Genomic DNA, 12,215 nt, shown 5'->3' with positions numbered 1-12,215 from the left:
CCAAGCCGCCCCAAGCCGCCTTCAGCTCGCGGCGATGCCGCTGCCGAACTGGCGCAGCAGCCACCAGCCGAAGCCGGCCGCGATGGCCAGCCACAGCAGCACGACCAGCAGCGCGCCCCACAGCAGCCGCGGCGCCCGCTCGCTGCTGGCCTCGGCCTCCGCGAGCCGGGCCTGCCACAGGTGATCGGGCGTCAGCCGCACCGCCAGCGCAATGCCCAGCGGCACCAGCACCAGGTCGTCGAGCTGGCCCAGCACCGGGATGAAGTCCGGGATCAGGTCGATCGGGCTCAAGGCATAGAGCAGCACCAGCAGCGCGATCAGCTTCGGCAGCCAGGGCGTCTGCGGGTGCCGGAACAGCTTCCACAGCGCCAGCAGCCGCACGCGCAGCTGCAGCTTGCTGAAGGCGCCGGTCCAGCGCCGGCGGGGTGTCGGCAGGTTCACCTGCTCATTGTGGGCCGATCGCGGGCGCCGGGGTGGGGCCGGGCACGGCGGCGTTCGGCGCATAGACCAGGTCGCGCAGGCCCAGCGAGATCACCGGCACGTAGGTGATCACCATCAGGCACGACAGCACCACCAGCACGAAGGGCACCAGGTGCCGCACGATGCGGTCCAGCGAGATGCGCGCCACCGTGCAGGCCGCGAACAGGTTGACGCCGAAGGGCGGCGTGATCATGCCCAGCGCCAGGTTCACCACCATGATCGTGCCGAAGTGCACCGGGTCGATGCCGAAGTGGCGCGCCACGGGCACCAGGATCGGCGCCAGCACGATGATGGCCGCCGAGGTCTCGATGAACATGCCGATCACGAACAGCGCGGCATTGACGCCCAGCAGGAACCAGCCCGGCGACTGCAGCACCGTGCCGAGCCAGGCGCCGATGGCATCGGGCACGCCGGCGCGGGTGATGATGAAGGCGAACAGCCCGGCATTGGCGATGATGAACATGATCACCGCGCTGGAGATCACCGACTTGCGCAGCACGGGCAGCAGGTCGCGCCAGCCGAGCTCGCGGTGGATCAGCAGCCCGACGATGAGCGCATAGAACACCGCCACCACCGAGGCCTCGGTCGGCGTGAACACGCCGCCGTAGATGCCGCCGAGGATGATCACCGGCATCAGCAGCGCCCAGCCGGCCTGCAGCGCCGCGCGGCCGACGCCGAGTCGGCCGTCGCCGTCCTTCAGGCCCCAGCCCTTGAAGCGGCACCACAGGTGCACGAACAGCATCAGCGCGCCGCCGATCAGCAGCCCGGGGCCGAAGCCGGCGATGAACAGCTCGCCGATCGACACCTCGGCCGAGACGCCGAACAGGATCATCGGGATCGACGGCGGGATGATCACGCCGAGTTCGGCCGCCGTGGCCTGCAGCGCCGCGGCGTAGTCGCGCGGGTAGCCGTGCTGGATCAGCGCCGGGATCAGGATCGCGCCGATCGCGAAGGTGGTGGCCACCGACGAGCCCGACACCGCCGCGAAGATCATGCAGGTCAGCACGCAGGTCATCGGCAGCCCGCCCTGCACGCCGCCGACCAGGCTCTTGGCGAAATCGACCAGCCGGCGCGAGATGCCGCCGGTCTCCATCAGGTTGCCGGCCAGGATGAAGAAGGGCACCGCCGCGAGCGGGAACTTGTCGATCGCGGTGAACATCTCCTTGGGCGCCAGCACCAGGCGCTGCGCGTCGAACAGCGCCAGCCCCAGCATCGCCGAGCCGCCGATGGCCACCGCGATGGAGATGCTGAAGGCGAAGGCCAGCAGCATCGTGATCAGCAAAGTGAGCGGCATGGTCTACTGCGCGTTCTCGAGTTCTTCGTTCATCGGGTCGACATGGTGCGCGAGCACCGCGACGATGGACAGCGCCGCGCCGACCGGCAGCGCCGCATAGGCCCAGGCCATCGAGAGCTCCATGCTGGCAAAGGTCTGGAAGCGCACCCGCCAGGCCAGGTCGATGCCGAACCACAGCAGCACGCCCAGGAAAGCCAGCGAGCTGAGCGTGATCAGCCCGCGCACCATGCGGTGCCAGGTCCCGCGCGACAGCCGCAGCATCAGGTCCACCGACACCAGCGCGCCGCGGCGAAAGGCCACCACCACGCCCAGCATCACGCACCAGATCAGCAGCCTTCGCATCGCCTCCTCGGTCCAGACCGAGGGCTGCGACAGCACGAAGCGCGCGACCACCTGCCACAGGCCGAGGACGCAGATGATGGCCAGCAGCGCGCAGGCCACGGCGAGCGCAAGCCCGCTCAGCCGGCGATCCAGCGCCAGCAGTGCGTCACGCATGGCCGCTCACTTCACCGCCTGGATCGCGGCGATCTTGTCGGCACCGAACTCCTTCGCGAAGTTCGCGTAGGCCGGCGCCACCGCCTTGCGGAAGCCCTCGCCGTCGACCTTCTCGACCACCTGCATGCCTTCCTTCTTCAGCTGCGCGATGCCGCTGGCCTCGTCGTCGTTGACCTTCTTGCGCTGGGCCGCGCCGGCCTTCTTCGCGGCCTCGGTGAACACGGACTTGTCAGCGTCGGAGAGCTTGTTCCAGACCGCGGGCGACATCAGCAGCACCGCGGGTGAATAGACGTGGCCGGTCAGCGACAGGTGCTTCTGCACCTGCGAGAACTTCGACGACAGGATCACCGGGATCGGGTTCTCCTGGCCGTCCACCGTGCCCTGCTGCAGCGCGGTGAACAGCTCGGGGAAGGGCATCGGCGTGGGCAGCAGGCCGAAGCTCTTGTAGCCTTCCATGTGGACCTTGTTCTCCATCGTGCGCAGCTTCAGGCCGGCGGCGTCGGACGGGTGCACGATGGCGCGCTTGCTGTTGGTCATGTGGCGGAAGCCGTTCTCGGTCCAGGCCAGGCCGACCAGGCCCTTGGTCTGCAGCTTCTTCAGCACGTCCTGGCCGATCGGGCCGTCCATCGTGTGGCGCGCGTGGTCGTAGTCGCGGAACAGAAACGGGATGTCGAAGATCTTCACGTCGGGCAGGAAGTTGCCCAGCGGACCGGTCGAGGTGTTGGTCAGGTCCTGTGTGCCGAGCTGCACCGCCTCGATCTGCTCGCGCTCGCCGCCGAGCGCGGAATTCGGGAACTGCTGGCACTTGTAGCGGCCGGCGGTGCCTTTCTCGATCTCGTCGCAGAACACCGTGGCGCCCACGCCGTAGTGCGATTCCTTGCTGGTGGCGTAGCCGATCTTCAGCACGGTCTGGGCGGAGGCGCCGGCCACCAGGCTCAGCAGGGCGGCGGCGATCAGGGCTTGCTTCATCGGGGTCTCCATCTCGTAGGTTTTCGGGGGGGCGTCAATCATCATACAAATGCGCGGCCGGCCGCGGACGCGGGGTTTTCCTGCGGCGCGGGGGGCTGGCGGCAGGGGCGGCGGGCTCGGCGGGTTCGGCCAGCACCCGCTCGGCATCGGCGACGATGCGCGCCAGCCGGTCGGCCAGCTTCTCGGTCGTCAGCTGCTCGCGGAAGCGCTCGACCATCAGCGCCAGCGCGAAGGGGCTGGGCGCGCGCAGCTGCACATGCGCGAGGCGCTGGCGCTGCATGCGCTGCAGCGCGGCGCGCAGTCGGCGCAGGTCGAGCTCCTGCGCCAGCACCTCTGCATCGGCCTGGCCGAGCAGCCGGTTGGCCGGGTCGTACTTGCGGAACACCTCGTAGAACAGGCTCGACGAGGCTTGCAGCTGCTTGGTGCTCTTGGGCGCGCTGGGGTAGCCGGTGAACACCAGGCCGGCCACGCGGGCGATCTCGCGGAAGCGCCGCAGCGCCAGCTCGCTGCTGTTCAGGCTGGCCAGCACATGCTGCAGCAGGGCGTCGCCGGCCTCGAAGGCGCTGTGGTCCAGCAGGGCCGCGATGTCCACGGCTTCGGCGGCCAGCAGCTCGAAGCCGTAGTCGTTGATGCTGATGCTGAAGGTGTTGGGCCGCGCCTGCGCCAGGCGCCAGCCCAGCAGGCTGGCCAGGCCCAGGTGGACGTGCCGGCCGGCGAAGGGGTAGACGAACAGGTGGTGCCCTTCGCGCGAACGGAACTGCTCCACCAGCAGCGTGTCCGGCGTCGGCAGGCGCGACAGGCGCAACTGCGCGTCGAGCATCGGCTGCGCGGCCTGCAGCTCGGGGTCGATGTCGGCGCGCAGCCAGTCGGTCTGCCGCGCGTCGTCCAGCACCTCCAGCGTGGCGTCGGCCAGCTCGCTGGACAAGGGCATCTTGCCGCCGGCCCAGCTGGGCACGATGCCGCGCCGGCCCGACGCCTTGCGCACGTAGGCCGCCATGTCCTGCGTGCGCACGTACTCCAGCACGCGGCCGCCGAACACGAAGCAGTCGCCCTTGTTGAGCCGCGCGATGAAGCTTTCCTCGATCTGCCCCAGCGTGCCGCCCGAGAGCCACTTCACCAGCATCGAGGACTCGGCGACGATGGTGCCCACCTGCAGCCGGTGGCGCAGCGCGATGCCGCGGTCCTCGACGACATAACGTCCATCACGCTCGGCCACGCGGTGGTACTCGGGGTAGGCGCGCAGCGAATCGCCGCCGCGGCAGACGAAGTCCAGCGCCCACTGGAATTCCTCGCGCGTCAGCTCGCGGTAGCTGTGCGTGCGGCAGACCTCCTCGTACAAGGCCTCGGCGGTGAAGCCGCCGCCCAGCGCTATCGACACCAGGTGCTGCACCAGCACGTCCAGCGGCTTGTCCGGCGCGTGCCGGGCCTCGACGCGGCGAGCCGCCACCGCGCGGCGGGCGGCCACCGCCTCGATCAGCTCCAGCGTGTTGGTCGGCACCAGCGTGATGCGGCTCTCGCGCCCGGGCTGGTGGCCTGAGCGGCCGGCACGCTGCAGCAGCCGCGCCACGCCCTTGGCCGAGCCGATCTGCAGCACGCGCTCGACCGGCAGGAAGTCCACGCCCAGGTCCAGCGACGAGGTGGCCACCACCGCGCGCAGGCTGCCGGCCTTCAGGCCCGCCTCGACCCATTCGCGCACGCCCTTGTCCAGCGAGCCATGGTGCAGCGCGATCTCGCCGGCCCAGTCGGGCCGCGCGTCCAGCAGCATCTGGTACCAGGCCTCGGCCTGCGAACGCACGTTGGTGAAGACCAGCGTGGTGCCGCTGCGCGCGATCTCCTCGACCACCGGCTGCAGCATCTGCTGGCCCAGGTGCCCGCCCCACGAGAAGCGGCCGGGCTCGCGCGGCAGCAGCGTGTCCACGCGCAGCGCCTTCGGCGTCGCGCCGCGCACCAGGCGTGCGGCCGGGCGGCGGCGCGCCGGGCCCAGCAGCATCGCCATCGCCTGGTCCAGGTTGCCCAGGGTGGCCGACAGGCCCCAGGTCACCAGCTTCGGGTTCCAGCCCGACAGGCGCGCCAGCGCCAGCTGCAGCTGCACGCCGCGCTTGTTGCCGACCAGCTCATGCCATTCGTCGACGATCACCGTCTGCACCGCCGCCAGCCGCTCGCGGGCCTGCGCGTGGGTCAGCAGCAGGGTCAGCGATTCGGGCGTGGTCACCAGCACCGTGGGCAGGCGCTTGTCCTGCCGCGCCCTTTCGGCGCCGGGCGTGTCGCCGCTGCGCAGTCCGTGGGTCCAGGCCGGTGCCAGCGCCGGCAGTGGCAGCGCCAGGGCACGGTCGGTGTCGGCCGCCAGCGCGCGCATCGGCGTCACCCACAGCACGGTCAGCGGCGGGGACTGGCGGCCGGCCAGCGGCACGCCGGTGCGCGCGGCCCGCGCCAGCGCGCCGATCCACACCGCATAGGTCTTGCCCGCGCCGGTGGTGGCATGCAGCAGGCCGCTGCGGCCCTCGGCCATCGCGGCCCAGACCTCGTGCTGGAACGGAAACGGCGTCCAGCCGCGCGACTGGAACCAGGCGTCGGCCGGCGGCCAGGGCGCTGCTTGCATGCGCCGATTATTGGGGCGGGTGCGTCGCCTCGCATGCGCCGCAGGCATGCGAGCGTGCCACGAAGTCGTTTGAACCGCGGCGCGCCGCAGGCTGCAATGGGGGCATGCCGCCGCGCGGTGGCCGGATCTCCCGGCCCGCGGCGGCCGGAGACCTGGTTCGATGATGCCGATCCGCCGCGACGTGCGCGCCCCGCTGAGCTACCTGCTGCCGGGTACCGACAGGCCCTGCAGCTACGCCTGCCCGCCGCCCGAGGGCGTGCCCTGGGAGAACGCGCAGTACGCCGCGCAGGAGACGACCATCGCCGACGCCCGCCTGGCCGCGCAGCCGCCGGCGCTGGAGCGCGAGGGCTTCGTGCTGTGCGACGCGCCGGCAGCGCTGGGCGATGTCGACGATGCCGACGCGGTGCGCGCGCGGCTCTACCCCGAGGTCGAGGCGCTGGCGCTGGCCCTGACCGGCGGCCGCCGCGCCCGCGTGTTCGACCACCTGGTGCGCCGGCGCGAAGCCGACCGCGCGGCGCTGAGCTTCGGCCGCCGCGGCGCCGACGGCCGCGCCGCGGCGAACGGCCGCATCCACAACGACTACACCGAGGCCTCCGGCCGGCGCCGCCTGGGCCTGGTGCTGCCGCCGGAGCAGGCCGCTCGCATCAGGCGTTACTGCATCCTGAACGTCTGGCGCTCGATCCGCGGCCCGGTGCTGGACACGCCGCTGGCACTGTGCGACGCGCGCTCGGTGTCGGCCACCGACCTGGTGGAAGCCGAGGTGCGCTACCCGCAGCGCGTGGGCGAGATCTACCTGGCGACTCATTCGCCGCGCCACCGCTGGCACTACTTCCCGGCGATGGACCGCCACGAGGCGCTGGTGTTCAAGCAGTACGACTCGCAGCTCAGCGGCACCACGCGCTTCACGCCGCACGCGGCCTTCGACCTGCCGGCGGTGCCGCCCGATGCGCCGCTGCGCGAAAGCATCGAGCTGCGCTGCCTGGTGGTGCTGGAGCAGGACTGATGGCCACGCTCGAATGCTGGTTCGACTTCGCCAGCAACTACAGCTACCTGGCGGTGATGCGGCTGGAAGCCGAGGCCGCGCGGGCCGGCGTGGCCGTGGCGTGGCGGCCGTTCCTGCTGGGGCCGCTGTTCCAGGCCTTCGGCTGGGACAACTCGCCCTTCGTGCTGCAGCCCGAGAAGGGCGCTTGGGTGTTCGCGCAGGACATGCCGCGGCAGTGCCGCCGCCTGGGCCTGCCGTGGCAGCGGCCCAGCCGCTTTCCGCGCAGCTCGGTGCTGCCGGCGCGGGTGGCCCTGCTGGTGGCGGCCGAGCCCTGGGCCGGCGCGTTCTGCCGTCGGCTGATGGCGATGAACTTCGCCGAGGACCGCGAGATCGACACGCCCGAGGCGGTGGCCGAGGCGCTGCGCGCGCTGGGGCAGCCCGCCGAGGCGCTGGTCGCGCAGGCGCTGTCGCCGACGCAGCGGCCGCGGCTGCGGGCGCAGACCGAAGCAGCGCGCGCCCGCGGGCTGTTCGGCGCGCCCAGCTTCCTCGTCGGCGATCAGCTGTTCTGGGGCAACGACCGGCTCGAGGAGGCACTGGCCTGCGCCGCCGCGTGCTGAAGCGCGGCCGCGCGCGTGCGGCTCAGGCGCGGGTGGCCTGCTGGCCGGCCAGCCACTGCGCCCGCGTCAGCCGGTACAGCACATGCGGCCGCAGCGGACTGCCTTCGGGCACGCCGGGGTGGTCGAAGTTCTCGCCGCTGTCGACCATGCCCAGGCGTTTCATCACCGCTTCCGAGGGCGTGTTCAGCACCGCGGTCATCGAGACGATCTCGTCCAGGCCGATGTCGACGAAGCCGGCGCGCAGCGCGGCCCGCGCCGCCTCGGTGGCATAGCCCTGGCCATGGGCCGCGCGGGCCAGGCGCCAGCCGATCTCCACGCAGGGCGAGCAGGGCAGCGTGCGGCGCGGCACGCTCAAGCCGACGAAGCCGATGAAGCGGCCTTCCGCATGGGACTCGCGCGTCTCGACCGCCCAGTTGCTCCAGCCGCGCGCATCGAAGTCGGCCAGCCAGGCGTCGATGCTGCGGTCGCTGGCCTCGCGCGGGATCAGCGCCGGGAAGAAGCGCATCACCGCGGGGTCGGCATTCAGCGCCGCGAAGGGCGCGCGGTCGGCATCGGTCCAGCGGCGCAGGCGCAGCCGCGGGGTGTCGATCTCCAGCACCGCGGGCAGTGCGGGGGGCCAGGCGGGGGTGTCGGGCGATGTCATGCGCCAACCTTAGCGCAAGGCCAGGGCGCTCAGGCACTGAGGATCCAGCCCTCCAGCGCATCGACGCCCGCCGGCAGCCCCCAGCCGGGCTGGCGCGCGGCCCAGGCCGCCTGCAGCAGGCACAGCACCGCGTCCAGCGCATCGCCCGAGGCATCGGCCACCAGGCTGTCGTGCTGCGCGGCGCTCAGCTTCAGGCGCAGGCCCAGGCGCGTGCGGCCCTGCTCCAGCGCCTCGGTGATGTCCTTGCGCGCGATCAGCCGATCGGGCGTCTGCTTCGCGGCGTCGTCGCTCTTGTACGAGCGGCGGCCGATCACTTCGCGTGCCAGCAGGCCGGGGTAGGCCTCCAGCGCCACCCGGGTCGCGGCGGGCCGCGCCGGCTCGTGCGCCGGGAAATGCGCGCCGGCCGCGCGCAGCAGCGGCACGCCGGCGTGCAGCATCCAGGCCACCGGCGGGTTGACCCATTTCATCGACGGGCTGGAGCCGGCGGGTCCGTCGCAGGCGCGGTGCGCGAACTTCGATCCGGCCGGCCGCGCGTCGCAGAACGCGGCGAAGCGGTCGCGGATCGATGGCCGCGTCATTTGTACGTAATGATCGATGCAGGCCGGCCAGTCGGTCGGCCAGCCCAGTGCCTGCACCAGCTCGCGCGGCAGGCCGAAGGGCAGGTCGAAGCCGCCGGTCCACGCCGGCGTGGCCTGCAGCCAGAGACCGAAGGCCTGCAGCGTCTCGAAGCGCTGCAGGCCCTGCAGTTGCACCAGCGCGCCGCGCGGCTGGCCGAGCGCGACGACGATGGGCTTGCGCCGGCTCGGCGCGCTGGCGAAGTCGACGCCCCCCAGCCGCGGGGCGTCGGCGCGGGGTTCAGGCGTGGGTCGGGACGCCGGGGGCACCGAAGGGGGAGGGGCTGCGGGTCGTGTCATCGTTGGGCTGCAGCTTACGACGCCGCGCGGCCAGCATCAGCCCGCCGATCGCCGCGGCCACCAGCAGCAGCGAGCCGGGCTCGGGCACGTTGTTGACGTCGATCGTCGCGCTGGTGGTGGTCGGTGACCACCAGATCGCATTGGTCTTGCCGGCGATCGAGAACGCGAAGGCGTTGATCAGCGGGTTGACGCGGTCGAAGACCAGCAGGAAGTCGTCGCCGGCGCCGTCGCCGACCACGGCGTTGGCACCGCGAAACAGGCCGCCGAGCGCGGTCTGTGTCGAGCCCTGGTTGGCGATGCCGATCTCGTTCAGGCCGTACTGGTGGCCGGCGATGGTCAGGTCGATCGCGGTCAGCGCGCCGATCGGGTCGTAGGCGTTGCCGCTGCCATTCCAGCTGATCGAGCCGTCGATCGGGCCGCTGAAGCCCGGGTACTGCGTGCCGGCATTCTCGAAGCCGTCGGCGTGGAAGTGCAGCGTTGTCGGCACGGCGCAGGCCAGGCCGGCCAGCAGCCAGTTCAGCAGCAGGAAGAGGATGCGTTTCATGGTCGAACTCCAGTCGGCAAGAGGGGGAAGGCGGGTCTCGGAAGGATTCGGGCCGCATCGGCCGGACAACGCTTCTGTGGCCCGCCAGCGGCACCGGTTCCGGCGTGCTGAAAGGAGTCCGGGCAGGCGTGACGGAAGTACCGCAACCGGCGTGGCCGGCAGGGCCAAAGGTCATGCGGGCTGGCGTTGCGCCAGCACGTGCTCAGCCCTGGCGCCGGTCGTGCTCGCTCTGCGCGTGGAAGGCCTTCTTCTGCGCGTACATCAGCTTGTCGGCACGGTGCAGCGCCGCTTCCAGCCGCTCGCCGGGCTGCGAGATCGCCAGGCCGATGGCCAGGCGCAGCGGGTCGCCGCTGTGGAACTGGTTGTTCAGCTCGACCAGTGCGTGGATCTGCGCCACCACCTGCTCGGCCTGTGCCTGGTCGACCGCAGGCAGCAGCAGTGCGAACTCGTCGCCGCCGATGCGCGCTGCGGTGGCCGGCGCCTCCACCGCTTTGGCCAGCACCTCGCCCATGCGGCGCAGCAGCGCGTCGCCGGCGCGGTGGCCGCGCTCGTCGTTCACCTGCTTCAGGCCGTTCAGGTCGATCACCAGCAGCGCCACCGGCTGCGTGCCCTTGCGCTCCAGCCGGTTCAGCTCGTCGTCGAAGTACGAGCGGTTGCGCAGTTTGGTCAGCGCATCGTGCTTGCCGAGGAATTCGAGGTAGGCCTCGGCCTTGCGCCGCGCGGTGATGTCGGTCAGCGACACCTGCACCAGCGACCAGTCCTCCTCATGCCCCGGCAGCACCGCGAACTGCAGGTGCACATGCAGCGTCTCGCCATCGAGCGCGTAGTTCACCGTCTCGCGCTGCTGGTAGAGCTTGCCGCTCCACAGCTCGATCAGCTGCTCGGTGAAGGGGCGCCGCATCTCGTCGCGGAAGATGTCGGGCAGGCGCTTCAGCAGCGTGGGCTTGTCCGGTGCGCGGAACATCGTCAAGGTCTGGCGGTTGACGTCGACGACGCGGATCTCGGCCATGCAGCGCTCGACGAACTCGGGGTGCACGTCGGTGAACACGCGGAAGTCGGTGATGCCCTGCAGCCGCACCTCGTCGATCAGGCGCTTGACGCCGGAGAAGTCCTCGACCCACAGCGACACCGGCGAATGCTCGAACAGCCCTTGCGCGTAGCGCTCGCTGCGCTGCAGCGCGCGGCGCGCCTGCTCGCGGCCGCTCAGGTCTTCCAGCGACAGCAGCACGCGGTCCCAGCGCGCCTCATGGCCGGGCAGCACGCGCACCTGCAGCGCCACGTCCAGGCGCCGGCCGTCGAGCGTGTAGTTCACGGTCTGGCTGCCGTAGGCCAGCGCGCCGCTCCACAGCTGCACCAGCTCCTCGACATGGTGGTCCAGCATGTCGTCGCGGAACACCTTGTCCAGGTTGGCCAGCAGCTGCGGCAGGTCGGCCGCGCCGAACAGCTCCAGCGTGCGGCGGTTCACCTGCAGCACCTTCAGCTGCCGCGTGCACTGCGCGATGCGCGAGCGGTCGGCCCGCAGGTGCGCGCGCAGGTCCTGCACGCCCTCGGCGCGCCAGCGCGCGAACAGCTCGGCCAGGCCGCTGAAGTCCTCCAGCCACAGCGAGACCGGCGCCAGCTCGAACATCTGGCTCAGGTCGCGTTCGTCGAGGGACAGGGGCAGGGCGGGATGGCTCACGGCAGCTGGCGGACAATGCGGGTTGACGAATCACGAACACGGTGCGGCCGCTGGGCCCCGGTCCATGTCCGAAAGCCTGCACGATACTCCCGCCGCCCCGACGGCCCCCGACAGCCAGATCAAGCTGCCGCACCCGCAGCATGCGCGCCGCGTGCCGGCGGGCATCAGCGCGCTGCAGGTGGCGCGCATCCGCCAGGCCGCCGCACTGCTGCCGCAGGTGCTGCAGCCCGACGACTTCAGCACCGACGAGCATCCCGGCACCGACAAGCTGCTCGACGGCCTGGGCCTGATCCAGCTGCAGCGCGCCGGTCCCGGCGCCAAGCCCAGCCGCTGGATCGCGCCGGAGGACCTGCCGGCCGCGCTGCAGCAGCTGGACGCGGTGGTCGACGTGCTGCGCAACGGCCCCGCGGTGCGCGTGCTGATGCACGAGCGCGCGCTGCAGCTCGACGGCCTGGGACTGGTGCGCCAGGGCACGCAGTGGTTGCGCCAGCTGAGCGAGCCGCTGGCGCTGGCCGACGGCGACACCATCGCGCTGGCCTGGCGCCAGCCGGTGGCGGCCGACGCTGTGTGGGCCTTCTTCCGCACCGGCGACCTGCCCGCGCTGCAGGCCGCACTGGGCGTGGCACCGGCCTGCCCGCAGGCCGCCGCGGTGCGCGGCCACCTCGAACGCCTGCTGGCGCGCAGCCGCTCGGGCTACCCCGAGCACCTGGAATCGCTGCTGCCGCGGCTGCGCGCCGAATGCGCGCAACCCCAGGCCCTGGAAGCGCTGCTCGAAGCCTGCACCCGGGCCCAGGACCGCTGGGAACACCAGGTCGGCGAGTTGCTGGCGCTGAAGGGCCTGAGCAGCGACCTGGCCTTCCACGGCTACCCGGACAGCTTCACCGCCGCGCGCACGCTGCAGCGCAGCGTCACGCTCTACGTCGGGCCGCCCAACAGCGGCAAGACCCACGCCGCCTTCGAACGCCTGGCCCAGGCGCGCGACGGCGCCTACCTGGCGCCC

Annotated in this window: 11 protein-coding genes and 1 pseudogene; 3 read left to right on the top strand and 9 right to left on the bottom strand. The window is 71.8% G+C overall.

All coding sequences use genetic code 11. The features are described 5' to 3' along the window. Positions 1 to 21: 21 nt before the first annotated feature. From ACILR4_RS16965 to ACILR4_RS16945, 5 genes are read right to left on the bottom strand one after another with little or no spacing between them, the layout of a single operon-like run. The gene (locus ACILR4_RS16965) at positions 22 to 441 is read right to left on the bottom strand and encodes a YkvA family protein (protein ID WP_395702038.1); all 420 of its coding nucleotides are present in this window, start codon (positions 439 to 441) and stop codon (positions 22 to 24) included. Positions 442 to 445: 4 nt separating this feature from the next. Then, positions 446 to 1,774, bottom strand: coding sequence for a TRAP transporter large permease (locus tag ACILR4_RS16960; RefSeq protein WP_395702037.1), 1,329 nt, complete (start codon positions 1,772 to 1,774; stop codon positions 446 to 448). A gap of 3 nt (positions 1,775 to 1,777) precedes the next feature. Further along, positions 1,778 to 2,269, bottom strand: a complete 492-nt coding sequence (locus ACILR4_RS16955) for a TRAP transporter small permease (protein ID WP_395702036.1) — start codon at positions 2,267 to 2,269, stop codon at positions 1,778 to 1,780. A 6-nt stretch (positions 2,270 to 2,275) separates the two neighbouring features. After that, complete coding sequence (locus ACILR4_RS16950; RefSeq protein WP_395702035.1) at positions 2,276 to 3,238, bottom strand: TRAP transporter substrate-binding protein; 963 nt, start codon at positions 3,236 to 3,238, stop codon at positions 2,276 to 2,278. A gap of 34 nt (positions 3,239 to 3,272) precedes the next feature. Further along, positions 3,273 to 5,837, bottom strand: coding sequence for a ligase-associated DNA damage response DEXH box helicase (locus ACILR4_RS16945; RefSeq protein WP_395702034.1), 2,565 nt, complete (start codon positions 5,835 to 5,837; stop codon positions 3,273 to 3,275). A gap of 160 nt (positions 5,838 to 5,997) precedes the next feature. Between ACILR4_RS16945 and ACILR4_RS16940 the strand changes: the two genes are divergently transcribed. Both ACILR4_RS16940 and ACILR4_RS16935 read left to right on the top strand, forming a co-directional pair. Beyond that, the gene (locus tag ACILR4_RS16940; protein WP_395702033.1) at positions 5,998 to 6,840 is read left to right on the top strand and encodes a CmcJ/NvfI family oxidoreductase; all 843 of its coding nucleotides are present in this window, start codon (positions 5,998 to 6,000) and stop codon (positions 6,838 to 6,840) included. Further along, the gene (locus ACILR4_RS16935; RefSeq protein WP_395702032.1) at positions 6,840 to 7,436 is read left to right on the top strand and encodes a 2-hydroxychromene-2-carboxylate isomerase; all 597 of its coding nucleotides are present in this window, start codon (positions 6,840 to 6,842) and stop codon (positions 7,434 to 7,436) included. The genes ACILR4_RS16940 and ACILR4_RS16935 overlap by 1 nt, the downstream gene beginning before the upstream one ends. Positions 7,437 to 7,458: 22 nt before the next feature. Here the strand turns inward: ACILR4_RS16935 and ACILR4_RS16930 are convergent, their stop codons facing one another. The 4 genes from ACILR4_RS16930 to ACILR4_RS16915 form a co-directional block, all read right to left on the bottom strand. Beyond that, on the bottom strand, positions 7,459 to 8,079 hold the full coding sequence (locus ACILR4_RS16930; protein WP_395702031.1) for a GNAT family N-acetyltransferase: 621 nt from the start codon (positions 8,077 to 8,079) through the stop codon (positions 7,459 to 7,461). A 29-nt stretch (positions 8,080 to 8,108) separates the two neighbouring features. Beyond that, positions 8,109 to 8,963, bottom strand: coding sequence for a DUF429 domain-containing protein (locus ACILR4_RS16925; RefSeq protein WP_395702030.1), 855 nt, complete (start codon positions 8,961 to 8,963; stop codon positions 8,109 to 8,111). After that, complete coding sequence (locus ACILR4_RS16920) at positions 8,935 to 9,537, bottom strand: PEP-CTERM sorting domain-containing protein (protein ID WP_395702029.1); 603 nt, start codon at positions 9,535 to 9,537, stop codon at positions 8,935 to 8,937. Before ACILR4_RS16920 ends, ACILR4_RS16925 begins: the two co-directional genes overlap by 29 nt. A 202-nt stretch (positions 9,538 to 9,739) precedes the next feature. Further along, positions 9,740 to 11,164, bottom strand: a complete 1,425-nt coding sequence (locus ACILR4_RS16915; RefSeq protein ID WP_395702083.1) for a diguanylate cyclase domain-containing protein — start codon at positions 11,162 to 11,164, stop codon at positions 9,740 to 9,742. Positions 11,165 to 11,279: 115 nt separating this feature from the next. Here ACILR4_RS16915 and ACILR4_RS16910 point away from each other — a divergent pair. Next, positions 11,280 to 12,215 (top strand): annotated as a pseudogene (locus ACILR4_RS16910) (helicase); the annotation flags it as partial.

Origin of the sequence: Aquabacterium sp. (assembly GCF_044226965.1) — a bacterium.
GTDB lineage: Bacteria > Pseudomonadota > Gammaproteobacteria > Burkholderiales > Burkholderiaceae_C > Pseudaquabacterium.
Note: the sequence above shows the minus strand (reverse complement) of the source record. Positions and strands in the feature narration are given on the sequence as shown.